General features: G+C 42.7%; 26 protein-coding genes. 25 read left to right on the top strand and 1 reads right to left on the bottom strand.

Annotation, left to right across the window (positions count from 1 at the left end; genetic code table 11):
- Nucleotides 1–150: 150 nt before the first annotated feature.
- Nucleotides 151–603, bottom strand: coding sequence for a universal stress protein (locus O3626_RS04450; protein ID WP_371495527.1), 453 nt, complete (start codon nucleotides 601–603; stop codon nucleotides 151–153).
- Nucleotides 604–810: 207 nt separating this feature from the next.
- Here O3626_RS04450 and O3626_RS04445 point away from each other — a divergent pair, with 207 nt between their 5' ends.
- The 25 genes from O3626_RS04445 to O3626_RS04325 all read left to right on the top strand — a co-directional run bounded on the left by O3626_RS04445 (nucleotide 811) and on the right by O3626_RS04325 (nucleotide 25009).
- Nucleotides 811–2025, top strand: coding sequence for a pyridoxal phosphate-dependent aminotransferase (locus O3626_RS04445; RefSeq protein WP_003008537.1), 1215 nt, complete (start codon nucleotides 811–813; stop codon nucleotides 2023–2025).
- A gap of 187 nt (nucleotides 2026–2212) precedes the next feature.
- Nucleotides 2213–3001 carry a GTP-sensing pleiotropic transcriptional regulator CodY gene (gene codY, locus O3626_RS04440; protein ID WP_003005668.1) on the top strand — a complete coding sequence of 263 codons (789 nt, stop codon included), beginning with the start codon at nucleotides 2213–2215 and terminating at the stop codon, nucleotides 2999–3001.
- Complete coding sequence (locus tag O3626_RS04435) at nucleotides 3001–3579, top strand: cysteine hydrolase family protein (RefSeq protein WP_371495525.1); 579 nt, start codon at nucleotides 3001–3003, stop codon at nucleotides 3577–3579. Before codY ends, O3626_RS04435 begins: the two co-directional genes overlap by 1 nt.
- Before the next feature lie 112 nt (nucleotides 3580–3691).
- Nucleotides 3692–4915, top strand: a complete 1224-nt coding sequence (locus O3626_RS04430; protein WP_371495523.1) for a glycosyltransferase — start codon at nucleotides 3692–3694, stop codon at nucleotides 4913–4915.
- On the top strand, nucleotides 4902–5789 hold the full coding sequence (locus O3626_RS04425) for a glycosyltransferase family 2 protein (RefSeq protein ID WP_349977328.1): 888 nt from the start codon (nucleotides 4902–4904) through the stop codon (nucleotides 5787–5789). Before O3626_RS04430 ends, O3626_RS04425 begins: the two co-directional genes overlap by 14 nt.
- 26 nt (nucleotides 5790–5815) lie before the next feature.
- Nucleotides 5816–7099, top strand: coding sequence for an accessory Sec system glycosyltransferase GtfB (locus tag O3626_RS04420; protein WP_371495521.1), 1284 nt, complete (start codon nucleotides 5816–5818; stop codon nucleotides 7097–7099).
- Nucleotides 7096–8589: a glycosyltransferase gene (locus O3626_RS04415; RefSeq protein ID WP_371495519.1), complete on the top strand. Its 1494-nt coding sequence runs from the start codon at nucleotides 7096–7098 to the stop codon at nucleotides 8587–8589. Before O3626_RS04420 ends, O3626_RS04415 begins: the two co-directional genes overlap by 4 nt.
- Before the next feature lie 119 nt (nucleotides 8590–8708).
- Complete coding sequence (gene gatC / locus O3626_RS04410; RefSeq protein WP_298821145.1) at nucleotides 8709–9011, top strand: Asp-tRNA(Asn)/Glu-tRNA(Gln) amidotransferase subunit GatC; 303 nt, start codon at nucleotides 8709–8711, stop codon at nucleotides 9009–9011.
- Nucleotides 9011–10477: an Asp-tRNA(Asn)/Glu-tRNA(Gln) amidotransferase subunit GatA gene (gene gatA, locus O3626_RS04405; protein WP_195487501.1), complete on the top strand. Its 1467-nt coding sequence runs from the start codon at nucleotides 9011–9013 to the stop codon at nucleotides 10475–10477. The genes gatC and gatA overlap by 1 nt, the downstream gene beginning before the upstream one ends.
- On the top strand, nucleotides 10477–11919 hold the full coding sequence (gene gatB, locus O3626_RS04400; protein WP_003013267.1) for an Asp-tRNA(Asn)/Glu-tRNA(Gln) amidotransferase subunit GatB: 1443 nt from the start codon (nucleotides 10477–10479) through the stop codon (nucleotides 11917–11919). Before gatA ends, gatB begins: the two co-directional genes overlap by 1 nt.
- Nucleotides 11920–12018: 99 nt before the next feature.
- Nucleotides 12019–12402 (top strand): hypothetical protein, encoded by a 384-nt coding sequence (locus O3626_RS04395; RefSeq protein WP_070505222.1) that lies wholly within the window; start codon nucleotides 12019–12021, stop codon nucleotides 12400–12402.
- 133 nt (nucleotides 12403–12535) lie between these two features.
- Nucleotides 12536–13579, top strand: a complete 1044-nt coding sequence (locus tag O3626_RS04390; RefSeq protein WP_070449886.1) for a 2,3-butanediol dehydrogenase — start codon at nucleotides 12536–12538, stop codon at nucleotides 13577–13579.
- A gap of 94 nt (nucleotides 13580–13673) precedes the next feature.
- The gene (locus tag O3626_RS04385; RefSeq protein WP_003013343.1) at nucleotides 13674–14585 is read left to right on the top strand and encodes a DMT family transporter; all 912 of its coding nucleotides are present in this window, start codon (nucleotides 13674–13676) and stop codon (nucleotides 14583–14585) included.
- 143 nt (nucleotides 14586–14728) lie between these two features.
- The gene (locus tag O3626_RS04380; RefSeq protein ID WP_371495515.1) at nucleotides 14729–15817 is read left to right on the top strand and encodes a DUF4352 domain-containing protein; all 1089 of its coding nucleotides are present in this window, start codon (nucleotides 14729–14731) and stop codon (nucleotides 15815–15817) included.
- A gap of 145 nt (nucleotides 15818–15962) precedes the next feature.
- Nucleotides 15963–17102: an amidohydrolase gene (locus O3626_RS04375; protein ID WP_371495513.1), complete on the top strand. Its 1140-nt coding sequence runs from the start codon at nucleotides 15963–15965 to the stop codon at nucleotides 17100–17102.
- Between the two features lie 126 nt (nucleotides 17103–17228).
- The gene (locus O3626_RS04370) at nucleotides 17229–18056 is read left to right on the top strand and encodes an amino acid ABC transporter substrate-binding protein (RefSeq protein WP_118095487.1); all 828 of its coding nucleotides are present in this window, start codon (nucleotides 17229–17231) and stop codon (nucleotides 18054–18056) included.
- 24 nt (nucleotides 18057–18080) lie between these two features.
- On the top strand, nucleotides 18081–18944 hold the full coding sequence (locus tag O3626_RS04365; protein WP_371495511.1) for a MetQ/NlpA family ABC transporter substrate-binding protein: 864 nt from the start codon (nucleotides 18081–18083) through the stop codon (nucleotides 18942–18944).
- 72 nt (nucleotides 18945–19016) lie between these two features.
- The gene (locus O3626_RS04360; RefSeq protein WP_371495509.1) at nucleotides 19017–20390 is read left to right on the top strand and encodes a M20/M25/M40 family metallo-hydrolase; all 1374 of its coding nucleotides are present in this window, start codon (nucleotides 19017–19019) and stop codon (nucleotides 20388–20390) included.
- Nucleotides 20383–21450, top strand: a complete 1068-nt coding sequence (locus O3626_RS04355) for a methionine ABC transporter ATP-binding protein (protein WP_371495507.1) — start codon at nucleotides 20383–20385, stop codon at nucleotides 21448–21450. Before O3626_RS04360 ends, O3626_RS04355 begins: the two co-directional genes overlap by 8 nt.
- Nucleotides 21447–22139, top strand: coding sequence for a methionine ABC transporter permease (locus tag O3626_RS04350; RefSeq protein ID WP_129299796.1), 693 nt, complete (start codon nucleotides 21447–21449; stop codon nucleotides 22137–22139). Before O3626_RS04355 ends, O3626_RS04350 begins: the two co-directional genes overlap by 4 nt.
- A gap of 15 nt (nucleotides 22140–22154) precedes the next feature.
- The gene (locus O3626_RS04345) at nucleotides 22155–22733 is read left to right on the top strand and encodes an MptD family putative ECF transporter S component (protein WP_371495505.1); all 579 of its coding nucleotides are present in this window, start codon (nucleotides 22155–22157) and stop codon (nucleotides 22731–22733) included.
- 17 nt (nucleotides 22734–22750) lie between these two features.
- A complete protein-coding gene (locus O3626_RS04340; RefSeq protein ID WP_371495503.1) occupies nucleotides 22751–23599 on the top strand; it encodes an S-adenosyl-l-methionine hydroxide adenosyltransferase family protein in 849 nt (282 codons plus the stop codon).
- Between the two features lie 13 nt (nucleotides 23600–23612).
- The gene (locus O3626_RS04335; RefSeq protein ID WP_195424018.1) at nucleotides 23613–24164 is read left to right on the top strand and encodes an ECF-type riboflavin transporter substrate-binding protein; all 552 of its coding nucleotides are present in this window, start codon (nucleotides 23613–23615) and stop codon (nucleotides 24162–24164) included.
- A 139-nt stretch (nucleotides 24165–24303) separates the two neighbouring features.
- Entirely contained in the window at nucleotides 24304–24498 is a 195-nt protein-coding gene (locus O3626_RS04330; protein WP_003005328.1) for a helix-turn-helix transcriptional regulator, read from the top strand.
- Between the two features lie 28 nt (nucleotides 24499–24526).
- Nucleotides 24527–25009: a DUF6773 family protein gene (locus O3626_RS04325; protein ID WP_371495501.1), complete on the top strand. Its 483-nt coding sequence runs from the start codon at nucleotides 24527–24529 to the stop codon at nucleotides 25007–25009.
- The last annotated feature ends 6 nt before the right edge of the window (nucleotides 25010–25015 follow it).

Below are 25015 nucleotides of genomic sequence, written 5' to 3'. Positions count from 1 at the left end.
CGATTTCGTCGTCCCACCTCCGCACAGTTGAGTAGGGCTGTAAAAGCTGATGAAATCAGCGTAGTAGAGCCCACTCAACCACTGCGTCTTGCTCGACAATCCAAAGACAATTGAGAGGCTAGGACTTTTGTCCCAGCCTCTTTTTCTTTCTTACATGGTTTTATCCTTATCGCGCACCACTAGTAAGTCTACTTTGGCGTGGCGAAGGATGTATTCTGAGGAGGATCCGACCATTAAGCGTTCGAATGCATTGAGTCCAGTAGCCCCGACCATTATGAGGTCAACCCCTTCTTTACTTGGGATATCATTGGCCAAGAGGACTTTTGGATTTCCCATTTCTACAACAGTCGCAATATTTTGAACCCCGACTTTTTCAGCACGTTCCTTGTAGCCTTTGAGCAATTCATTGGCTTCTTTTTGCAATTCTTCGTAGACTTCAGCATCAAAGGTTGAGACACTTTGAAGGGCACGGGTATCGATGACGTGGACAATAGTCAATTTAGAGCCGTTGCGAAGAGAAACATTAACCCCTTTTTCAAAGGCTAATTCTGCTTCATGGGAACCGTCGACGGCGACCATGATGTTTTCGTATTTTTGAGACATAACCCTACCTCCTTATAGCTTGAAAACATGGATAGAACAGAAGTTCTTCTATTCTTTATACACTTATATTTTATTCCTTTTAAGCTAGAATGTAAAGGTAAAGTCTCACTTTTCTGGTATATTTTTGCAGAATTTATAAAGTCCTCAATTTGTACTCTATTTGAACTAGTGGTATAATAGAGATAATTTCGTGAATCGAGGCAGAATATGAAGGAATATAATAAATCAAGCAAACTCGAACATGTCGCTTACGATATTCGTGGTCCAGTCTTGGAAGAAGCCATGCGCATGCGAGCAAATGGAGAAAAAATTCTTCGTTTGAATACAGGGAATCCTGCTGAATTTGGCTTTACAGCTCCAGATGAAGTTATCCATGATTTGATCATGAATGCGCGTGATAGTGAAGGCTATTCGGATTCAAAAGGGATCTTTTCAGCCCGCAAGGCCATCATGCAGTACTGCCAGTTGAAAAAAATTCCAAATGTGGATATTGATGATATTTACCTTGGAAATGGAGTGAGTGAGCTGATCGTCATGTCCATGCAAGGACTGCTCGACAATGGCGATGAAGTCTTGGTTCCTATGCCGGACTATCCTCTTTGGACAGCAGCTGTCAGCCTAGCTGGTGGGAATGCGGTTCACTATCTTTGTGATGAAGAAGCAAACTGGTATCCAGATATTGAGGATATCAAGTCGAAAATCACCTCAAACACCAAGGCTATCGTTGTCATCAACCCGAATAACCCAACAGGTGCCCTCTATCCGGATGAGATCCTACTTGAGATTGTGGAGATCGCTCGCCAAAATAACTTGATCATCTTTGCGGATGAAATCTACGATCGCTTGGTCATGGATGGCGAAAAACACACGGCTATTGCAAGCTTAGCGCCGGATCTTTTCTGTGTGAGTATGAATGGCTTGTCAAAATCTCACCGGATTGCAGGTTTCCGTGTTGGTTGGATGGTTCTGTCTGGTCCGAAGCATCATGTGAAGGGCTATATCGAAGGCTTGAACATGTTGTCCAATATGCGTCTTTGCTCAAATGTTTTATCTCAACATGTTGTGCAAACCTCTCTTGGAGGTTACCAATCTGTGGATGAACTCTTGCTTCCAGGTGGTCGAATCTACGAACAACGGAACTTTATTTACAAAGCCATCAATGAGATTCCGGGCCTCTCAGCTGTTAAGCCAAAGGCTGGATTGTATATCTTCCCTAAGATTGATCGGGATATGTACCGCGTGGATGACGATGAACAATTTGTTTTAGAATTCTTGAAGCAAGAAAAGATTCTTTTGGTTCATGGCCGTGGTTTTAACTGGAAGGACCCAGATCACTTCCGGATCGTTTACCTCCCACGTGTGGATGAATTGGCTCAAATTCAAGAAAAAATGACTCGTTTCTTGAAACAATACAAACGCTAATTAGCTAAAGGATTGAAGATGAAGGTCTTCAATCTTTTTTTGTTTCATTTTATAAAATCCATGTTATCTCATCGCCATTTTTCTGAATTGTGCATAATTGTAGAAAAAATAAATAATTTTCAGATAATTTGATTGAAATTCCCACACTTATATGATATACTTTAGCTGACAATATGCGAGGTTTATTATGGCAAACTTATTAGAAAAGACACGTAAAATTACATCTATCTTGAAACGGACAGATGAACAGTTGCAGGCTGAGATGCCTTACAATGATATTGCCCAGCAATTGGCGGATATTATTCACTGTAATGCCTGTATCATTAACAGTAAGGGAACTCTTCTTGGTTATTTCATGCGTTACAAGACCAACAATGACCGGGTAGAAGCTTTCTTTCAAAATAAAAAATTACCAGAAGATTATGCCAAGGCGGCTAGTTTGGTCTACGATACAGAAGCTAATTTAGATGTGGACCATGATTTGAGTATCTTTCCGGTTGAAACCAAGTCTGAATTTCCTGATGGCTTGACCACCATTGCGCCTATTCATGTTTCTGGGATTCGGTTGGGTTCCTTAATCATTTGGCGCAATGATAAACAGTTTGCGGATGATGATTTGATCTTGGTTGAGATTGCTAGTACTGTGGTAGGGATTCAAATGTTGAACTACCAACGCGAGGAGGACGAGAAGAATATTCGTCGTCGCACAGCGGTGAATATGGCTGTCAATACCTTGTCTTACTCCGAATTGCGTGCCGTATCTGCCATCCTTAGTGAATTGAAAGGCAATGAAGGTCAGTTGACCGCTTCTATCATCGCAGATCGTATTGGTATTACTCGTTCTGTGATTGTCAATGCACTTCGGAAATTGGAATCTGCTGGTATTATTGAAAGTCGTTCACTCGGAATGAAGGGAACTTATCTCAAAGTGTTGATACCAGATATTTTTGAAGAAATTAAGAAAAGAGACTACTAATGGCTAAAGCATTAATTTCGATTGACTACACTGTTGATTTTGTAGCGGATGAAGGTAAGCTAACGGCAGGGGCTCCCGCCCAAGCTATTTCTGAGAGCATTGCTCAGGTGACCCAATTGGCCTTTGACCAAGGAGCCTATGTCTTTTTTGCCATTGATGCGCATGATGTAGACGATCCTTTTCATCCTGAAAGCAAGCTCTTCCCACCCCATAATATCATTGGGACTAGTGGACGTGATTTGTACGGCCCTTTGGCAGACTTTTATCGGGACCACAAAGCGGATCCGCGCGTCTTTTGGATGGACAAACGTCATTATTCTGCTTTTTCAGGGACGGATCTAGATATCCGCCTTCGTGAACGTCATGTGGATACCGTTATTTTGACGGGTGTCTTGACTGATATCTGTGTCCTTCATACAGCGGTTGATGCCTACAATCTGGGTTATCAGATCGAAGTTGTGGAACCTGCAGTGGCGTCGCTCACTCCTGAAAATCACCAGTTTGCTTTGAATCACTTCAAACATGTCTTAGGGGCAAGTTTGGTAGACGATACACTAGCTGTATTAGACCAAAAATAAGAAACCGATGTAAAAGAGGTCATAGACACTTGTCTAGGCCTCTTTTTTGGGGCTTAGAAATTGTTTTCCTCACTTGAAAATGGTATTCTAATGAAAGAAAAAAGGGGAAGTTATGAGTAAAAAAGCTGTCGTGTTTTCAGCCAATCTATCTTATATGGAGAAGTTGGAAACCGCTATGAAGTCACTGTGTGCCCATCAGGACCAGTTGAAAATTTATGTCTTAAATGAAGATCTACCAACTGAGTGGTTTACTATCATGAATCAGCGCTTGCGCCAGTTGGATTCAGAAGTGATCAATTGTCGGATGTCTCCCGAGCAATTCCAGTCCTTTTCGCTTCCAAGTGACCATATTCACTATGCAACCTATTTCCGTTACGCTATTCCAGAGATTGTGGAAGAAGAGCGAATCCTCTATCTGGATTGTGATATGATCTTTACACAGGATTTATCGCCTTTATTTGAGGTCGATCTAAAAGGTTATGGACTGGGTGCAGTGGTAGATAAGCCGACGACGACAGATGGTTTTAATGCTGGACTTTTGGTGATTGATAAGGCTTGGTGGCAAGAGCACCAAGTGACAGAGGCTCTTTTTGACCTCACTCGCGAGCACCATCAGCATGTCTACGGAGATCAAGGAATTTTGAATTTGTATTTCAAAGATGCTTGGTATCCATTACCTTGGACCTATAATCTACAAGTAGGGTCTGATAAGGATCAATATCTCTATGGTGATTTGGACTGGTATGATGCCTTCCAAGGGATCCCAGCAGTCGTTCACTACACCTCTCATAATAAACCATGGACCTCCAAACGCTTCAATCGTTTTCGTGAATTATGGTGGTTTTATTATGCCCTCTCTTGGGAGGAAATTTTGCTTCGAAAACCGATTTTGAAGCAAACCTATCAAGATCTAGTGGGAGAATTTCCTTATCATGCTGCCATTTATACCCATACAGCAGATATCCACGAGTTGGAGACGTTGTTAAAAGAGTTGCCAGATGTCGCGATTCATGTTCTTGCCCATAGTCATTTTGGTTTTAACTTGCTGCGATTGGAACGCTACCCTAACCTCTTTCTTTATCCCTCTTTTGATCCTTTGACCAGTCGAAAAGTCCTAGAAAAATTGGATTTTTATCTGGATATCAATCCCTATGATGAGGTCGATCAGATCACGCAAACGATCAGTCAACAAGGTCTCCCTATTTTTTCTTTTGAAGGAACCAATCATGTGGAGAATGGTGAGAATCAGGTGTTTAGGGATGATCAGGTGCAGGAGATGGTGGCAGCGATTCGCGATTATTTAAAGAGAAATGAGAAGAAGCATGGAAACAAATGAAGTAGTGAGTATCATCATTCCCATCTATAATGTAGAAGCTTATTTGAGACAATGTTTGGAAACGGTTATCCATCAGACCTACCCTCATTTGGAAATTATCCTGGTCAATGATGGTTCGCCTGACCAGTCAGAAGAGATCTGTAAAGAATTTTTTAGGAAGGATGCGCGCATCCGCTACGTCCGCCAAGAAAATGGGGGCTTATCTGCTGCTCGAAATACAGGGATTGAGCTAGCGACTGGTGATTACATTACCTTTATTGATCCAGATGACTGGGTGACGGAGGATTATGTAGAAGTGCTCTATCGTCAACTGAAGAAGTATGATGCGGATGTTTCCGTAGCCAACTATAACCTCTATGATGACAGTAGTAGCAAATACTTGATCAAGGTAACAGACGACGATTATTCAGAGACCCTTTATGAGGGGCGAGCAATTATGGACCACGATGCCATTCAGGAAACTAGAGATATGGCCTGGGCTTGTGCCATGATGAAGCTCTATAAGCGTAGCTTATTTGAAGGGCTTCGTTTTCCAGTCGGAAAAAATGTCGAAGACAACTTCCTCATGTACAAGCTCTTCTTAAAAGCCCATCGGGTAGTTCATACGGAGAAATGTATTTATTGGTATCGCGTGGGCCGTGCAGATACTCTGTCCCAGGTTTGGACAGAAAAGCGAGTCGTCGATGAGATGGAAGCTAAGCAGGAGAAGTTGGCTCTACTGGGGATGTTGGGCTATGATTTGACCTGGCATCGCTATATCTATAAAACGCGCTTGAAACGGGCCCTTGAAAAATTAGAGGAAGCAGGCTTGCAAGGGACAGAAACCTATGAGCGCGTAGTGACCAACCTCCGTTTTATTGAAACGATGGACTAACCCCTTATTGATGAGAAAGGATCAGCATGTTCATTATTGCACCAGAGCGGACCAGAGAGCTGGATCGTTTGCAAAAATACTTGGATAAACTTGGCCAGCCCTACCGGGTATTTGTGACCAATCTGGAAACAGATTTGGACCAACAGACAGAGAGTCTTGCGACCTTTTTTACCCAAAAAGACCCAGCATCAAAAGTGGGAAAACCTTTATTTTTCAATGATCTAGCAGTTCCAGAATTATGGGAATGTTGGACACTAGGGATCACGACCTATCTTTTTGATGGGGAGGAACGTCGTGCCAACGTAGTTTTGCGAGAGGATATCTTGTCACGAACGGTTGACAGAGTGGAATGGTTTGGTCAGGGAGAAGAGATCGTATCCATTGATGTCTACAACCGCTATGGCTGGAGAAGCAAACGGAGTCTCCTGACGGAAGCTGGTCAATCCTATTTAGACATTTATTTGAACCCTCAGCAAGAAGAAGTCTTGCTTCACTTTGTCTCACAAGGAACCTTTTTACTTCAAACTCCTAAGGGACGGGATCGCCTGTATGCCAATAAGAAAGAGCTGCAAAGAGCTGTCCTAGAACAAGTCTTGCCGGAAGATGAAGCCGTTCTTTTGATGGACAAGGCATTGCTAGATGTTGTGAAAGAGAAACCAAAGGAAAGACTCGCCTACTGTGCCAGTGACGCGCATGATCTAGACGAGATCAAAGAACAAGTCAGTCAGATTTTGTTGGTAGAAGATGGTCTGTTGAGTGAGAAAATAGACGGAATCACAGTCTTGTCAGGGCTGGTAGATGTGGAGCAGGAAAGTTTTCAACCAGAAGCCATGGTTATGACGGCTTCTCAAGAGGTCGAAGGCCTATCTAGCCTGGTCCATCAATTCCCACAAGTCACCTTTCACATTGCTGCTTTGACGGCTATGGGGCCGAAATTAACAGACTTAGCGACTCGCTCCAATGTGCGCCTCTATCCAGGGATTTCGCTGGACAAATATGAGGACTTGTTATCCAGCTGCTCTATTTATCTGGATTGCAACCAGGGAGAAGAAGTGTGGAGTAGTAGTCTTCATGCTCTTGAAAATGGGCAAGTCTTATTTGGTTTGAAGAGCACGGTTCATCAGGAAGCCTATAAAAACTTGAGCACAATCACAGATACAGTCGAAGAAATGAAACAGCAACTAGATACCTTGCTCCAGCAGCCAGAGACCCACAAAGAATTGGTAAGAGAGCAGGCACGAATCTTGAAATTGCCTGAAAAAGAAGCTTTGGAAGAGCTGTTTAAGCGATTAGAGGGAGGAACCGCATGACCATTTATACCTTTAATCTATTAGTGGGATTCGAACCTAATGGGGTTGATGTTGCACAAGCCTCTCGGGCAAAGATGCTCCGGAGACTAGGAGTGGCAGCGAAGTTTGTCTTTACCACTTGGCCCACACCAGAAAAATTAGCCTATTACCTCTCATTGGGTCACCGGGATGAGGAACTGCTTTTTGCCCATTTAGCTTTTACGGATCAACAGACTACGGTCCCTCAAAAGACGGTTGGGGCCTTGCAAATGGAGTTTCAACTGACACGTCTGGATGTTGTTGAAAAAATGGAAAGAGCCATTCGCTACCAATTTGCGGATGGAAACGCCCTGACCTTTCATCTGGATCCCTATCATCCAAACTGTGTCCGCTATGTAGACTATCTTTTGGCTGGAAATAGGATCAAGCGAGAGTATTATGGAGCTTGTAAACTTGTCACAGAGTATTTTCAGTATGGTAGTGTTGTCAGACGGACCTATCACCATCAAGATGGGACTATCGCTTTTGAAGAATCGAGGTTCGGTGGAAGCTGGCTCTATAAACTGGGGTCTGAGATTTTGACCAACCATACAGAAGTGATGAGACGTTTTTTGTCGCAGCTGTCGCTAAAAGAAGAAGATCTGATTCTGCTTGACCGGGCTTCGCGCATGGATTTTGCCCGTCCTTTGTTGGAGAAAGCTGCTCCTTCAAAGCTCGCCATGGTGTTTCATTCGGAGCATGAATTTGAAAATGGCCATCTCAATTATGAATATTATTATGTGTTCAAGTATGCCAAACGCTTCGATTATTTCATCACGGCAACGGATCTTCAAAAAGAAGTCTTGGAGCAGACACTTGCTAAACAAGGATGCCAAGGAATTCCAATCTATAGCATTCCAGTGGGGCATCTAGAAGAATTGACGGGATCACAAGGAGATAGACCTCCCTTTAGTGTGCTCACAGCTTCCCGTTTGGATCCAAGAAAACGCATCGATTTGGCTATTCGAGTAGTGGCTCAAGCACAGAAACGACTCCCAGCCCTTCAGCTTGATATTTATGGGAAAGGTGGCGAAGCGGACAACTTGCGACACCTGATTCAGGAGCTTGAAGCGCAAGACTTTATTCATCTACGTGGTCATGCGGATCTTAAGCAGATTTATCCTTGCTACCAAGCCTACCTCACCACTTCTCAGTGGGAGACCTTTGGATTGACCTTGATGGAGGCGGCTGGAGCAGGGTTAGCCTTGCTCGGCTTTGATGCTCGTTATGGCAATCCAACTTTTATAAAAGAGGGTGAAAATGGCTTTTTGGTACCTTATAGCGAGACAGTGCCCGAAGAACAATTGGTGAAAGAGTTGGCAGACAAGCTGGTCCATCTCTTTGAAAGAGACCTTGCACTATTTCATCAGGCTTCTTATGACTTGGCTTCTTGCTACCTCGCATCTCATGTCCAGGAAGTCTGGAAAGAAACTCTAATAGAGATGGGACAATTAGGCGAAAAAGCAATATAAAATGAAGAATCTGTAGCGACAAAAAAGTCCTACAGATTTTTTCTAAGGCAAGCAAATTGAGCTAAATTATGGTAAAATAGAGGGTATTGAAAAATCATCAATTCACGAAAGGAAGCAAGATGAAAATTACGCAAGAAGAGGTAACCCACGTTGCCAATCTTTCAAAATTGAAATTCTCTCCAGAAGAGACAGCTGAGTTTGCGACAACCTTGTCGAAGATTGTCGACATGGTGGAATTGTTGGAAGAAGTGGACACAACCGATGTGGCCCCAACAACAACCATGGCGGATCGTAAGACCGTATTGCGTCCGGATGTCGCTGAAAAAGGCACTGACCGCGACCGTTTGTTTAAAAATGTACCTGAAAAAGAAAATTACTACATCAAGGTGCCAGCTATCCTAGAAGATGGAGGAGATGCCTAATGTCATTCAACCATAAAACCATTGAAGAGTTGCACGACCTCCTTGTCTCTAAGGAAATTTCAGCAACCGAATTGACTCAAGCGACACTTGACGATATCAAGGCGCGTGAAGAAGCAGTCAATGCCTTTGTGACGGTGGCTGAAGAAGCAGCCCTTGCACAAGCCAAGGCCATTGATGAAAAAGGCATCGATGCAGATAATCTCTTATCAGGGATTCCACTCGCCGTCAAAGACAATATCTCAACAGATGGCATCTTGACAACTGCAGCTTCAAAAATGCTTTACAACTACGAGCCTATCTTTGATGCGACAGCGGTTGCTAACGCCAAAGCTAAAGGTATGATTGTCGTTGGTAAGACCAACATGGACGAGTTTGCCATGGGTGGATCTGGTGAGACTTCTTACTATGGACCAACCAAGAATGCTTGGGACCACAGCAAGGTGCCTGGTGGATCTTCAAGTGGTTCGGCAGCTTCTGTCGCTTCAGGACAAGTCCGTTTGTCTCTTGGTTCAGATACTGGTGGCTCCATCCGCCAGCCTGCTGCCTTCAATGGGATTGTTGGACTCAAGCCAACCTATGGAACAGTTTCTCGTTTCGGTCTCATTGCCTTTGGTAGCTCACTCGACCAAATTGGACCGTTTGCTCCAACCGTTAAGGAAAATGCGCAATTGCTCAATGTCATTGCCAGTGAAGATGCCAAAGATTCAACTTCTGCACCTGTTCGTGTAGCAGACTTTACTTCTAAGATTGGTCAAGACATCAAAGGGATGAAGATTGCCCTTCCGAAAGAATACCTTGGGGAAGGGATTGACCCAGAAGTCAAAGAAACGATTCTCAATGCAGCTAAGCACTTTGAAAAATTGGGAGCAACTGTCGAAGAAGTCAGTCTGCCTCATTCTAAATACGGGGTTGCTGTCTACTACATCATCGCTTCATCTGAAGCTTCTTCAAACTTGCAACGTTTTGACGGGATTCGTTATGGTTTCCGTGCGGAAGATGCTAAGAACTTGGATGATATCTACGTGAACACTCGTAGCCAAGGCTTTGGTGATGAAGTCAAACGTCGGATCATGCTGGGAACCTTCAGTTTGTCATCTGGTTACTACGATGCTTACTACAAGAAAGCCGGACAAGTTCGTACCCTCATTATCCAAGACTTCGAAAAAGTCTTTGCGGATTACGACCTCATCCTTGGTCCTACAGCTCCAAGCGTGGCCTTTGATTTGGATTCGCTTAACCATGATCCGGTTGCTATGTACTTGGCGGACCTCTTGACCATTCCAGTCAACTTGGCAGGTCTTCCAGGGATTTCGATTCCTGCAGGTTTTGCTCAAGGTCTTCCGGTTGGGTTGCAGTTGATCGGTCCTAAGTATTCTGAAGAAACCATCTACCAAGCTGCAGCTGCCTTTGAAGCAACGACGGATTACCATAAGCAACAACCCCTTATTTTCGGAGGTGACAATTAATGAACTTTGAAACAGTCATCGGACTTGAAGTCCACGTTGAATTGAATACAAACTCAAAAATTTTCTCACCAACCTCTGCTCACTTTGGGAACGAGCAAAATGCCAATACCAATGTGATTGACTGGTCTTTCCCAGGGGTGCTTCCTGTCTTGAACAAGGGTGTTGTGGATGCTGGTATCAAGGCTGCTTTGGCCTTGAATATGGATATCCACCAGCACATGCACTTTGACCGTAAGAACTATTTCTATCCTGATAATCCAAAAGCCTACCAAATCTCACAATTTGATGAGCCAATCGGTTACAACGGTTGGATTGAAGTGCAATTGGAAGACGGCTCAACGAAGAAAATCGGTATTGAACGGGCCCACTTGGAAGAAGATGCTGGTAAGAACACGCACGGAACAGATGGCTTCTCTTATGTAGACCTCAACCGTCAAGGGGTGCCATTGATCGAGATTGTATCTGAAGCAGATATGCGTTCTCCAGAAGAAGCCTATGCTTATTTGACAGCCCTCAAAGAAGTCATCCAGTACACAGGTATTTCTGACGTCAAGATGGAAGAAGGATCGATGCGGGTCGATGCCAATATTTCCCTTCGTCCATACGGTCAAGAGGAATTTGGTACCAAGACGGAGTTGAAAAACTTGAACTCCTTCTCCAACGTCCGTAAAGGTCTTGAATACGAAGTTGAGCGCCAAGCGAAAATCTTGCGTTCAGGTGGTGTCATTCGTCAAGAAACACGCCGTTATGATGAAGCCAACAAGAGCACGATTCTTATGCGTGTCAAAGAAGGAGCAGCGGATTACCGTTACTTCCCAGAACCAGACCTTCCTTTGTTTGAAATCTCAGATGAGTGGATTGAGGAAATGCGCACGGAGTTGCCAGAGTTTCCAAAAGACCGCCGTGCTCGCTATGTGGCAGAGCTTGGCTTGTCTGACTATGATGCCAGCCAATTGACAGCGACGAAAGTCACTTCTGACTTCTTTGAAGCAGCCGTAGCCCTTGGTGGAGATGCCAAGCAAGTGTCTAACTGGCTCCAAGGTGAAGTGGCGCAATTCATGAATGCAGAAGGCAAAACACTGGAAGAAATCCAATTAACACCAGAAAACTTAGTAGAAATGATTGCCATCATCGAAGATGGAACCATCTCTTCTAAGATTGCCAAGAAAGTCTTCGTTCATTTGGCGAAAAACGGTGGCGGTGCGCGTGAATACGTCGAAAAAGCCGGATTGGTACAGATTTCAGACCCTGAAGTCTTGATTCCAATCATCCACCAAGTCTTCGCAGACAATGAAGCAGCCGTAGCCGACTTCAAGTCAGGGAAACGGAATGCGGACAAGGCCTTCACAGGCTTCCTCATGAAAGCAACCAAAGGCCAAGCTAACCCACAAGTAGCCCTCAAGTTACTTGCTCAAGAATTGGCGAAGTTGAAAGAAGATTGATAGAAAAAGAACCAGCCGAGAGGTTGGTTTTTACTATCCATAAAATTGTGTTAGAATAGGAAAGACCATTACATATCAACTATCATTAGGAGGAGTCACATGAACAAATTTTTAAGAGTTTTATTTATCCTAGTCATTATCGCTATGTCTGGAGCGATTATCTTCCAACTATTCTTTCCATCCTATATGGGAAGTCATTCGGGATATGGTATTTCTGTCGGTTGGCAACGGGAGATTGGGATTTGGAATATGGCAGTCCTTGTGATCTTGATTGCCGTCAATCTCAAATACGATTGGTTTTATCTTCGGACGGTACTAGTGGCCTTGATCATTGGTGGGTTTGGAATTGGGACCAATCATCTTTTCAGTTATTTTCACTATCATCTGCCGGTCAATGGGATTGGTGCGCTTGAAAATTATCTCCTTGTCCTTGGTTGGATTGTTGGGTGGAGATTGGAATCTTCTCGGATCAAGAAGAAATAAGAAGGAGCAGTCAAAGGGCTGCTCTTTTTCATCTTCAGTTTTTCCTTGACAAACAAAAGGAAAACGTTTACAATTTTAAATATAAAGTTTCCTGAAAAGAAAACAAAAAAGGTGAAAACAAGGAGATCATCATATGGCTACTATGAAAGCAGCTCGCTGGCATGCAGCAAAAGACGTTCGTATCGAAGAAGTGGAAGTACCTGAAGTACAACCACATCAAGTAAAAGTGGCAGTTAAGTTCACAGGGATCTGTGGGACGGACTTGCATGAATATTTGGATGGACCGATCTTCATCCCAACTGAAGAACATGTGTATTCTGGTCAAAAAGCACCGGTTACTTTGGGACATGAATTCTCTGGTGAAATTGTAGAAGTCGGAAGTGATGTGACTCGTGTCAAAGTTGGGGATCGCGTGACGATTGAACCAATTTTGGCAAAACATAACCTAATCGGTGACTATAACCTTGATCCAAACTTGAACTTTGTCGGCCTCGCTGCAGATGGTGGTTTTGCCAAATATTGTGTCCTTGACGGTGACATTGTCCATGTGATTCCAGATGGCTTGAGCTATGAACAAGCTGCGCTTACAGAACCTGCAGCTGTGGCTGTTTATGCCGTTCGTCAATCTGCATTGAAAACTGGGGATACAGCCGTTATCTTTGGCTTGGGTCCAATCGGTCTTTTGATTGTTGAAGCCCTTCGTGCAGCAGGAGCATCAAAAATCTATGCGGTTGAATTATCTCCTGAACGCCAAGCGAAAGCGGAAGAATTGGGAGCAATCGTTGTTCGCCCAGAAGAAGGAGAAACAATCGTCGAAGCCATCCATCGCTTGACAGGTGGTGGAGCAGATGTTTCTTATGAAGTGACTGGAGTTCCAGTTGTTTTAGGTCAAGCCCTTGCAGCTGTTCATAAAGCTGGGGAATGTATGGTCGTATCTATCTGGGAACGTGAAGCTAGCATCAATCCAAATGAATTCGCTATCCAAGAAAAATCTCTCAAAGGAATTATTGCCTACCGTCATATTTTCCCTAAAGTATTGGAATTGATGGAACAAGGCTACTTCTCTGCTGAAAAATTGGTTACCAAGAAAATTAAATTGGAAAATATCGTTGAAGAAGGATTTATTGAATTAACACAAGATAAATCTCAAATCAAGATTTTGGTTCAACCTGAATAAGCGAATAAATTTATATGAAATATATGAGGCTGAAACGTTTCGTTTCGGCCTTTTATGATACAATAAAAGTAAGGAACAGATTTAGGAGGGGACTATGTCAAAGACGATGAAAGGAACACTCATGACCTTGATCGCCGGGATCGCTTGGGGACTATCCGGAGTTAGCGGGCAATATTTAATGGTTCATGGATTTTCGGCTATTGAGTTAACAAATCTCCGTTTGCTTTTTTCTGGAATTGTCCTTATTCTTCTTTCCTACGTTGCAGATAAGGAGAAGTTTTTGGCCTTTGCCAAAGATAAATCTTCCTACCTTCCCCTTCTTATTTTTGCCTTTTTAGGATTGTTATTGACTCAGTTGACCTATTTAGAGGCGATTGCTGAAACCAATGCTGGGACTGCTACGGTGTTACAGTATCTCTGTCCAGTGGGAATTTTAGCCTATACCTGTATCATGGATAAGGTGGCCCCTACACTAGCAGAAGTGTTTTCGATGCTTCTAGCGATTGGTGGCACATTCTTAATAGCAACCCATGGTCAACTCAATCAATTGGCCATCAATCCCAAAGGTTTGGCTTGGGGAGTGGTGTCAGCATTTGCCTATGCCCTTTACATCATTCTACCTCTGAACTTAATTCAAAAATGGGGAAGTATGCTGGTGATTGGAGTTGGGATGACTATTCCAGGAATCCTAATGCTCCCTTTTAGTGGTCTTCTTTCTTCTTCTGGAAACTACAGACTCGATACCTGGATGGCCCTTTTTGGCTTGGTGGTGATTGGGACGATTTTTGCCTATACAGCCTTTCTGAAAGGAACCTCTTTGGTAGGAGCCGTTAAAGGAAGCTTGCTGGCGTCCTTTGAGCCTGTTTCGGCAGTTTTCTTTGCCTTTGTCATTATGAAGGAGCATTTTTTTATGGTTGATGTGATTGGGATGGCCATGATCCTCCTTGCAGTTCTCTTGATTTCCCTCAAGGATTTCATGATTCAAAAAGAAAAAGGCATCTTGTAAAATCAAGACCAAACATATTCTAGTTAAAAGGTTGAGACGAAGGTCTTAGCCTTTTTATGATAGGGAAGAGTTATCACTATATAGCGTATACATAGATAGAAAAAGATGTTAAAATAGAACAAAACTTTTTTAAGGAGATAAGGATGAAAAAGATTTTTAAATGGACCCTATTTGCTGTGGCGACTTTGAGTCTAGTAGCTTGTGGCACCACTGCTCAAAAGACAAATTCGCAACAATCAAAGACGGAAAAAGCAGCGAAAAGCTCAGCATCTGACGGTCAAGTAGAGCTGAGCCTAAAAGGAGGGCAATACATCAAACCGCCTGTCCTCAATGACTCAGAAGACGGCACTTATTTGGCCCTTCAATTAGAATTTAAGAATGTTTCCAAAGAATCTATCAACGTGTCAGATTCAGATATCACCATCTACGATGCGGAGAATAACAAGGTCAAATTGCAGTCAGGAATTTATGACCAAACGGAAGCCTTCCAATTGCTCAAGAGTGATCAGTTGGCCCAAGATAAAAAATTAACCGGCTATATAGTCTTTCCAGTCGAAAAAGGCAAAAAATACGAAGTGCAGTATGAACGAAAAACCTATAGCTCTGATAAAAAAACGAAGCCTCTAAAATTTGTGGTGGATTCTTCTCATTATGAGGACAAGGTGGAAGCTTCCACCCTTCTAGCTGATGAATACATCAATCAAGTTTACTTTAGTGGCCAACGAAAGGTCAAAAAGGATAATGCTTTTGTTTTGGGAACTGATTTGAAAAAGGAAGCCAGTGATTTCCGTGCGAAATTTGCGGCTGATTTTACCCGTCAATTGCATGATTACCAATTTCCAGAAGAAGAAGTGACCCAGTTTATTGATGCTTATGAAAAGGAAAATGCAAAGCGTGCTAAATTAACCTATAAGGTGAAACAATATCTCCCGGACAAGGTGGTCATTAGTTTAAATCCTGAGACTGTCAGCATGGAAAAGACGATTTTAAACCACATGCAGACCTTCTATCAAGAACATCGTAAAGACTACCCAGGGATCATCGAAGCGAATCAGGCTCAAAACAAAGCCTATAGAGAGGAAATGATGGCTTCTCTTGCAGATCGTCCCTTAACGACGCCGGATCGGTACGACTACCAGTTGACCTTTGTTAAGAAAGATGGCAAGTGGGAAGTGGAAAAAGCCTATAATAGTGATAGCTTTATGGAAAAATTCGAGGGAAATCTTTCTTAAGGCTGAAGTTGGCACTCCTAGGAAATGAATCTAGGAGTGTTTTTATCTATAGTTTGAAACTATATCAAAACCCAAGAAACAGGAATTAGACGGAAACACCTATTAGTGATAGAATAATTTTAAGTTTGAAAGGAGATGAAGGCTTGTGTCTTTTTCTTATGAAGAGTTAGCAGAGATTCGCCACTATATCCACCAACACCCTGAATTGTCTGGTCAAGAATACCAGACAACCGCCTTTATAAGGGAACGTTTGGAAGAGTTGGGGATTCGTATTTTAGAGAGTGGGTTAAAAACTGGTCTGATTGCAGAAATTGGGTCCGGCCAACCAGTGGTGGCGCTACGTGCAGATATCGACGCCCTTCCGATTTTGGAACAAACGAATCTTCCCTACCAAAGTCAATATCCAGGTGTCATGCATGCTTGTGGTCACGATTTTCATCAAACCAGTCTTCTAGGAGCAGCAGCTCTTCTCAAGGAAAAAGAAGATCAGCTGGAAGGAACAATACGCTTGATCTTTCAACCGGCAGAAGAAATTTCAGAAGGTGCTTCTGACGTTCTAGCAACAGGACTGTTGGAGGATGTTCAAGGAATTATTGGATTTCATAATATGCCTCAGCTAAAAGCAGGACAACTTGCTTTGAATGCTGGAGCTATGATGGCAGGGGTAGAGAAATTTAAGGTCACTGTAACAGGGGTTAGTAGCCATGCTGCGAGACCAGACTTGGGAGTTGATACGGTAACAGCCGTCACAACCATGGTTCAGAATGTACAATTATTAATTTCACGGACCGTTTCTCCTTTTGAAACAGCTGTTTTGTCTATTACTCACTTGGATGTAGGTTCAACCTGGAATGTACTCCCAAAATCAGGCTATTTTGAAGGAACGATTCGCTCCTTTAATCCGAGTGTGCAAAGAGAGTTGAAGGAACATTTCATTTCGATCATTCGTCATATAGCAAAAAGCCTGGAAGTGGATGTGGCTTTTGAGTGGGGAGTGACCCCGCCTGTTACCTTTAATGATGAGGAATTGACCAAAGTCGTTTGGGAAGCTTCACAAGACTTGGCTGAGGTGCTTCCAGCAAATCCATCTACAGCTGGAGAAGACTTCGCCTTTTACCAAGAACGAATTCCTGGAGTTTTTGCCTTTATCGGTTCAAATGGAGATCCGGATGCGCCAGACCTCCATCATGATCACATGACCATCGATGATGCAGCCTTTCAGGTATCCGTTCCCTATTATGTTGAAAATGCGCAAGCTTTATTGCGGTATTTCAAAGAAAAATAAGTGTGATAAAGAAAAACTATCACCTCCATAAAAAATATATATTAGGCAAGTGAATGTTTTTCTGATAAAATAAAAAAATACTTTTAAAATGGCGTTTTATGTGCCTGAAACCAAAAAGGAGATCCTATGAATCTAAAAAAAGTGATTAAGTATTCTGCTTTAGGATTAGTTGCAGTCCTTGCAACCAGTGCTTTAGTAGCATGTTCATCTGGTAAATCAGCCAGTGGTAAGAAAACCATTGAAGTTGGGACTGTTGGAACAACCAAACCATTCTCTTACGAAGAAAAAGACGGCAAGCTAACCGGTTATGAAATCGAAGTTTTGCGTGAAATCTTCAAAGGCTCAGACAAATATGAAGTAAACTTTAACAAAACAGAGTGGTCTTCCGTCTTTGCTGGCTTAGATAGTGACCGTTTCCAAATCGGTGCCAACAACATTAGTTACTCAAAAGAGCGGGAAGAAAAATACCTCTATCCAAATCCATATGCTCGCAATCCATTAGTGTTGGTCGTACCAAAAGATTCTTCTATTAAATCGTTGGATGACATTGGTGGCAAGAAAACAGAAGTTGTTCAAGGAACATCTACTGCTAAACAATTAGAAGATTTCAATAAAAAACATTCAGATAATCCAACTGACTTGCAATACACAGATGGAACCATTCAAACCATCATGGCTAATTTAGCGGATGGTCGTACAGATTACAAGATCTTCGAACGGATCTCAGTAGATACTATCATTCGTGATCAAGGCTATGACAACTTGAAGGTTATCGAGCTTCCAAGCGACCAACAACCTTATGTGTATCCAATTATTGCAAAAGAGGATAAAGACCTTCAAAAATTTGTCAACAAACGTATCAAGGAACTCTATGACAATGGAACCCTTGAAAAACTGTCTAAAAAATACTTTGGTGGAGTTTATCTACCAGAAGCAAAAGATATTAAAGAATAATATATAATTAAAGGAGACTTCAAAATGAAATTGAAAAAAATTCTTGGTTTAACAGCTCTTGCAGCTATTGCAACATTTGCTCTTGCAGCATGTGGTTCTTCAAAATCATCTAGCAAAGATGGTGAAACAACTGTAAAAGTAGGTGTCATGACTTTGAGCGATACTGAAAAAGCTCGTTGGGATCAAGTTCAAAAGAACTTGGATGACGCTAAAACAGGAATCAAATTGGAATTCACTCAATTTACAGACTACTCACAACCAAACGTGGCTGTAAAAGATGGTAGCGTGGATATCAATGCTTTCCAACACTACAACTTCCTTGATAACTGGAACTCTAAAAACGACAATGCCCTTGTTGCAGTAGCAGATACGTACATCGCTCCAATCCGTCTTTACTCTGGTACAGAAAACGGTAAAAACAAATACACTTCAATTAAAGAAATTCCTAAAGGTGGAACAATCGCTGTACCAAATGACCCAACAAATGAAAGCCGTGCCTTGTATGTCTTGCAATCAGCAGGTTTGATTAAATTGGATACCAAAGATGGACAATTGGCAAACGTGTCAAACATCAAAGAAAATTCAAAAGATTTGAAGATTTCTGAATTGGATGCTTCACAAACACCATCTGCTCTTCCATCAGTAGATGCTGCAGTCATCAACAATACCTTCGTTCGTGAAGCAGGCGTTGATTTCAAAAAAGCTATCTATGTTGAAAAGAAAGACAACAACTCAAAACAATGGTACAATTTGATCGCTGCTAAGAAAGATTGGGAAAAATCTGATAAAGCAAAAGCTATCAAAGAAATCATCAAAGCCTATCACAAAGACAATGTGAAGAAAGTGATCGAAGAATCTTCAGAAGGAATGGACCAACCAGTCTTTTAAGATTCGATCTCAAGTGTATGAAGGAGGTGGAGAAGCAATTCTCTACCTCTTATCGTGTATTAGGAGGAATGCATGCCTTTTGCAACAGAAGCGGAACAAATTCGTAAATTTGAAAATGATGAGGTCGCACAACATTATTTTGAAGTGTTGCGAACCTTGATTTCAAAAAAATCCATCTTTGCTCAACAAGTAGGTCTCAAGGAAGTGGCCAACTATTTGGGGGAAATTTTTACAGCTGCAGGAGCCAAAGTCGAAGTTGATGATAGCTACACAGCCCCTTTTGTGATTGCCAAATTTTTCTCCCCAAATCCAGACGCAAAAACCATCATCTTCTATAACCACTATGATACAGTACCAGCGGATGGAGACCAACCTTGGACGGGAGATCCTTTTACCTTATCGGTTCATTACGGGACCATGTACGGTCGAGGGGTTGATGATGACAAGGGACATATCACAGCTCGTCTCACAGCTCTTCGAAAATACATTCGTGAAAGTGGCGATTTGCCAGTCAATATCACCTTTATCATCGAAGGGGCAGAGGAGTCTGCATCGACTGACTTGGATAAATACTTAGCTAAACATAAAAAGCACTTGCGTGGGGCAGACCTCCTAGTTTGGGAACAAGGTACCCGAAATCATCAGGGTCAGTTGGAAATTTCTGGTGGTAGCAAAGGGATCGTCACCTTTGATATGGTGGTGAAGAGTGCAGAAGTGGATATCCATTCCAGCTATGGTGGTGTCGTAGACTCTGCTTCCTGGTATTTGTTAAATGCTATTGCAAGTCTACGTGACAAAGAAGGTCGAATCTTGGTGGATGGGATCTACGATCAGATTCAAGAACCCAATGAACGCGAGCTGGCTTTGATTGAACAATATGCCAACAAAGGCCCAGAAGATGTTGCAGAAACCTATGGTCTAACCCTCCCCGTCTTGAAGGAAGACCGGAAAGAATTTCTGCGCCGTTTCTATTTTAAACCAGCCTTGAATATTGAAGGTTTTGGTTCTGGTTACCAAGGTCAAGGTGTCAAAACGATTCTTCCAGCAGAGGCGCGTGCTAAGATGGAGGTGCGCTTGGTTCCAGGACTAGATCCCAAAGATGTCTTAGAAAAGATCAAGCAGCAATTGAAGAAAAATGGCTATGATCAGGTCGAATTGGTATACACTCTCGGTGAAATGAGTTACCGAAGTGATATGAGTGCCCCATCGATTTTAAATGTGATTCAGCTGGCCAAAGATTTCTATAGAGAAGGGGTTTCAGTTCTTCCAACAACAGCGGGAACAGGACCAATGCATACGGTATTTGAGGCTTTGCAGGTACCTATGGCAGCCTTTGGAATTGGCAATGCCAATAGCCGTGACCATGGGGGCGATGAGAATGTGAAAATCGCCGATTATTATACCCATATTGAATTGATAAAGGAGTTAATAGCAAGTTATGAGTAAAGCAATGATTCAGCTGGACCACATTGATGTGACCTTCCAGCAAAAGAAACGTCAGATTCAAGCTGTCAAAGATGTGACCATTCAGATCAATGAAGGCGATATCTATGGGATTGTGGGTTATTCCGGAGCCGGAAAATCGACCTTGGTTCGGGTGATCAATCTCTTGCAAGTGCCTAGCGCCGGAACCATTACTGTGGATGGAGATGTGATTTATCAAGATCAGGTGACCCTAAAACCAGCTGCCCTAAGAGAGAAACGTAGGGATATCGGGATGATCTTCCAACACTTTAACCTGATGGCTCAAATGACTGTCGCAGAAAATGTTGCTTTCGCCCTCAAGCATTCTAAATTAAACAAAGAACAAAAGAATGAGAAAGTGGCGAAATTGTTGGAACTAGTTGGTCTAGCTGACCGTGCAGAAAATTACCCAGCCCAATTATCTGGTGGTCAAAAGCAACGGGTTGCGATTGCGCGTGCCCTTGCCAACGATCCAAAGATTTTGATCTCAGATGAGTCAACTTCAGCCTTGGATCCAAAGACGACCAAACAAATTCTAGCTTTATTGCAAGAATTGAACAAAAAACTAGGCTTGACCATTGTCTTGATTACCCATGAGATGCAAATTGTCAAAGATATAGCGAACCGAGTAGCTGTCATGCAAAATGGCGAATTGATCGAAGAAGGATCTGTTTTAGATATCTTCTCGAATCCGAAAAATGCCTTGACCCAAGACTTTATCACTGTTGCAACAGGAATCGATGAAGCCATGGTGAAAATCAACCAACAAGCGATTGTTAAGAACTTGCCAGATGATTCGATTTTAGCGCATCTCAAGTATGCAGGTTCTGTAACAGATACAGCCATCATCAATGATATTTACAAGCAGTACCAAGTATCTGCCAACATTTTATTTGGGAATATCGAGATCCTTGATAACACGCCTGTTGGAGAGTTGGTGGTCATCTTATCAGGTGAAACTCAAAATCTGGAAACGGCCAAAGCTGAGTTAGAAAATGCAGGAGTTTCCGTGACTATTGTGAAAGATGGGAGAAAAGCATGATCCAGTTAATTCAAACATATTTACCAAATGTCTATAAATTAGGGTGGTCTGGCCAGTATGGTTGGGGAACCGCTATTTACCTGACACTTTATATGACCGTTATTTCCTTCATTATTGGTGGATTTTTAGGTTTAGTGACAGGGCTTTTATTAGTCTTGACCCGTCCAGGTGGCGTCATCGAAAATAGAATCGTTTTCCAAATTTTAGACAAGATTACTTCTTTGTTCCGCGCCATTCCCTTCATTATCTTGTTGGCCTTTATTAATCCATTGACCTACTTGCTCTTGAAAAATACCATCGGACCTACAGCAGCCCTTGTTCCATTGTCCCTAGCTGTCTTTCCATTCTTTGCCCGCCAAGTTCAAGTTGTCTTGTCCGAATTGGATGGAGGCGTGATTGAAGCGGCCCAAGCCAGTGGGGCAACCTTCTGGGATATTGTCGGTGTCTACCTTCGTGAAGGGCTTCCAGATTTGATCCGCGTAACAACCGTGACCATCATTTCCTTGATCGGGGAAACCGCCATGGCTGGTGCCGTTGGGGCAGGAGGACTAGGAACCTTAGCCATCAACTACGGGAAAAACATGTTTAACAATGATGTCATCTTTGTAGCGACCTTGTTGATTCTCATTCTGATCGTTCTGGTCCAATTTATGGGCGATTTCCTATCCAAGAAAATTAGCCACCGGTAATGATGGGATAGATACATGAAAATAATACAGAAACATCAGTTTAAGCAGGTTGCGGCCTTTGCAGGCTTGTATTTTCTTGCTATTGGCTTAGGCGTCCTGCTTGGAAGTCTGGTTGATCATCGAGGCAACATGTTTTATGCTCCAGCCTTCTCTGCTCTAGTTGGTGGAGCCATCTATCGACTCTATGTTGAAAAAATTCAACGAACAGGAGCCATTCTAGTCGTTGCTCTTGTGATTGGTGCTTTTTTCCTTTTCACTCGTCATGGGGCCGGAGCTTTTCTTCCTGCTCTTGTTGGAGGCCTCTTGGCTGAATTGGTCGCAGCCCGTGGCCACTATCAGTCGAAGCTAGGCAATGCGCTTTCCTTCCTCCTCTTTTCCTTTACGACGACAGGGCCCATTCTTATGATGTGGATCCAACCGGCTAGTTACCGTGCTTCTTTACTAGCCCGTGGGAAGTCGATGGATTATATTGAACGCGTTATGGTACCGTCGAATATGGGAACGGTGAGCTGGTTTATACTGACCCTTCTTCTTGGAGCTCTACTAGGTTATCTTCTTGGACAATTGGTCTATCAAAAGCTAGATAGAAAATGATATGATGGAGAAGAAATATGCACAATAATTTACTAGTCCTTCAGTCAGACTTTGGTCTGGTAGATGGGGCTGTCTCTGCTATGATCGGGGTTGCTTTAGAGGAATCACCAACCCTCAAGATACACCACTTGACCCATGACATTACACCTTATAATATCTTTGAGGGAAGTTACCGCCTCTTTCAGACAGTGGCTTACTGGCCTGAGGGGACAACCTTTGTTTCGGTCGTCGATCCGGGTGTCGGCTCTAAACGAAAGAGCGTCGTAGCCAAAACGGCCAAAAATCAATACATTGTCACACCAGATAATGGGACCCTCTCTTTCATCAAGAAACATGTAGGGATTGTTGCCATTCGTGAGATTTCAGAGGTGAAGAACCGCCGGGCCAATACAGAGTTTTCTTATACCTTCCATGGGCGCGATGTCTATGCCTATACAGGAGCTAAGTTAGCCAGTGGCCATATCAGCTTTGAGGAAGTGGGTCCAGAACTCAGTGTTGAACACATTGTAGAAATTCCAGTGGTGGAGACCATCTTTGAAGAGAACTTAGTTAAAGGAGCAGTCGATATTCTCGATGTGCGCTTTGGTTCTCTGTGGACTTCGATTACTCGGGAAGAGTTTAATCATTTGGAACCCGAATTTGGGGAACGCTTTGAAGTGACCATCTATAACAATGACATGCTGGTTTACCAAAACCAAGTGACCTATGGCAAGTCTTTCGCTGATGTGCGGATTGGACAGCCAATCCTTTATATCAATTCCCTCTACCGTGTTGGTCTTGCCATCAACCAGGGATCCTTTGCCAAGGCCCATAATGTAGGAGTTGGAGCTTCTTGGCATATCGAAATTAGAAAAATGGAAAATTAATAGGAGATAAAATATGAAACAAAAACAAGCTTTTTCAATTAAGGATGTTGTAGCCATTGGGGTTGGAGCAGCCCTCTTTGTGGTCATTGCGATGATTCCAATTCCGGCACCTGCACCGAATACGAGTATTCAGTTGCAATATGCCCTTCAGGCCCTCTTCAGTGTAGTTTTTGGACCAATTGTTGGTTTCTTAATGGGCTTAATTGGTCATGCCATTAAGGATGCTATGTCAGGTGGTCTATGGTGGACTTGGATCATTTCAAGTGGTTTGTTTGGACTCTTTGTTGGTTTCTTCCGTAAGCAAATCGGTGAACTTAAAGGGGAAGTGACCAAGAAAGAATTGATCGTCTTTAACGTTGTGCAAGTCATTGCCAACTTGCTTATTTGGGGATTGATTGCTCCGATTGGGGATGTGATGATCTACAAAGAAAGTGCCAACAAGGTCTTCCTTCAGGGTGTTGTAGCAGGTTCTGTCAATGCTTTAGTTGTAGCTATTGCAGGTTCTCTTCTTTTGATTGCCTATGCTCGTACCCAAACAAAAGACGGAAGTTTGTCTAAAGACTAATTATAAATAAGAAGAGAAAGTCTGGGAAACCAGGCTTTTTTTGTTTATCGAAAATATTTTTTACAAAATGTAATATATATATTGCAAAATAGAAAATATAGTGTATAATAGAGCTATAAAAACAAGAAAGGAAAAGCGTGTGGCGAAAAATCTCAAATTAAAAATGGCCCGGGTCGAACATGATATGACCCAGGGGGATCTTGCAGATGCCATCGGGGTGACGCGTCAGACCATCGGCCTGATTGAGGCGGGGAAATATAACCCAACCCTCAGCCTCTGCCTGGCCATTTGTAAGACCTTGGATAAGACGCTGGATCAACTGTTCTGGGAGTAACAGTTTTAACAATAGAAAGAGGAAATAAATGAAACAAAAGAAAGAACCAATTGTAAAAGATGAGCGGACCATGCTGCTTGATGGAAAAATTGCAGGGGAACTTGTTCTAGGAATGACCTGCTTTATTGCAGTCTCTGCCTTTGTGAAAGCTAGTATCCTGGACTTGGACCTAATATCCTATATTCCAGAGCTTATTCTCTTGATTGTCATGGGAGCTTATGCCTTTGTGAGAAGGATCAGTTCAGGGATTGATGTTCGAGATATGTTAGAAAAAGATAGCTGGTTGAGCCGCCTTGGGTCAGGTCTAGTCTTTGCTGTGCTGATGATAGCCATGGATGTGATTGGAAAGCGAGAGGCAACGAGCTTTATCTTGAGTCCCAAGTATCTGGTCAAAATTTTATTAGAAATCGTCGTCTTTGCCATCTTGACTTATCTGCTTGAAAAACCACTTGCTCTTATCAATCGGAAAAAACAAGAGAAGATAGAGGCAGAGTTAGAGGATGAAGAATAAGGAGAA

This window comes from Streptococcus sp. 20925_1_77, from assembly GCF_041432125.1.
GTDB lineage: Bacteria > Bacillota > Bacilli > Lactobacillales > Streptococcaceae > Streptococcus.
This window is presented reverse-complemented; position numbering and strand designations above follow the sequence as displayed.

Coding starts and splice junctions, on each gene's coding strand:
- codY (WP_003005668.1), top strand. CDS start 2,213: ATGGCAAACTTATTAGAAAAGACACGTAAAATTACATCTATCTTGAAA.
- O3626_RS04435 (WP_371495525.1), top strand. CDS start 3,001: ATGGCTAAAGCATTAATTTCGATTGACTACACTGTTGATTTTGTAGCG.
- O3626_RS04335 (WP_195424018.1), top strand. CDS start 23,613: ATGAAACAAAAACAAGCTTTTTCAATTAAGGATGTTGTAGCCATTGGG.
- O3626_RS04445 (WP_003008537.1), top strand. CDS start 811: ATGAAGGAATATAATAAATCAAGCAAACTCGAACATGTCGCTTACGAT.
- O3626_RS04380 (WP_371495515.1), top strand. CDS start 14,729: ATGAAAAAGATTTTTAAATGGACCCTATTTGCTGTGGCGACTTTGAGT.
- O3626_RS04365 (WP_371495511.1), top strand. CDS start 18,081: ATGAAATTGAAAAAAATTCTTGGTTTAACAGCTCTTGCAGCTATTGCA.
- O3626_RS04345 (WP_371495505.1), top strand. CDS start 22,155: ATGAAAATAATACAGAAACATCAGTTTAAGCAGGTTGCGGCCTTTGCA.
- O3626_RS04430 (WP_371495523.1), top strand. CDS start 3,692: ATGAGTAAAAAAGCTGTCGTGTTTTCAGCCAATCTATCTTATATGGAG.
- O3626_RS04350 (WP_129299796.1), top strand. CDS start 21,447: ATGATCCAGTTAATTCAAACATATTTACCAAATGTCTATAAATTAGGG.
- gatA (WP_195487501.1), top strand. CDS start 9,011: ATGTCATTCAACCATAAAACCATTGAAGAGTTGCACGACCTCCTTGTC.
- O3626_RS04415 (WP_371495519.1), top strand. CDS start 7,096: ATGACCATTTATACCTTTAATCTATTAGTGGGATTCGAACCTAATGGG.
- O3626_RS04425 (WP_349977328.1), top strand. CDS start 4,902: ATGGAAACAAATGAAGTAGTGAGTATCATCATTCCCATCTATAATGTA.
- O3626_RS04395 (WP_070505222.1), top strand. CDS start 12,019: ATGAACAAATTTTTAAGAGTTTTATTTATCCTAGTCATTATCGCTATG.
- O3626_RS04420 (WP_371495521.1), top strand. CDS start 5,816: ATGTTCATTATTGCACCAGAGCGGACCAGAGAGCTGGATCGTTTGCAA.
- gatB (WP_003013267.1), top strand. CDS start 10,477: ATGAACTTTGAAACAGTCATCGGACTTGAAGTCCACGTTGAATTGAAT.
- gatC (WP_298821145.1), top strand. CDS start 8,709: ATGAAAATTACGCAAGAAGAGGTAACCCACGTTGCCAATCTTTCAAAA.
- O3626_RS04370 (WP_118095487.1), top strand. CDS start 17,229: ATGAATCTAAAAAAAGTGATTAAGTATTCTGCTTTAGGATTAGTTGCA.
- O3626_RS04340 (WP_371495503.1), top strand. CDS start 22,751: ATGCACAATAATTTACTAGTCCTTCAGTCAGACTTTGGTCTGGTAGAT.
- O3626_RS04385 (WP_003013343.1), top strand. CDS start 13,674: ATGTCAAAGACGATGAAAGGAACACTCATGACCTTGATCGCCGGGATC.
- O3626_RS04325 (WP_371495501.1), top strand. CDS start 24,527: ATGAAACAAAAGAAAGAACCAATTGTAAAAGATGAGCGGACCATGCTG.
- O3626_RS04355 (WP_371495507.1), top strand. CDS start 20,383: ATGAGTAAAGCAATGATTCAGCTGGACCACATTGATGTGACCTTCCAG.
- O3626_RS04390 (WP_070449886.1), top strand. CDS start 12,536: ATGGCTACTATGAAAGCAGCTCGCTGGCATGCAGCAAAAGACGTTCGT.
- O3626_RS04450 (WP_371495527.1), bottom strand. CDS start 603: ATGTCTCAAAAATACGAAAACATCATGGTCGCCGTCGACGGTTCCCAT.
- O3626_RS04360 (WP_371495509.1), top strand. CDS start 19,017: ATGCCTTTTGCAACAGAAGCGGAACAAATTCGTAAATTTGAAAATGAT.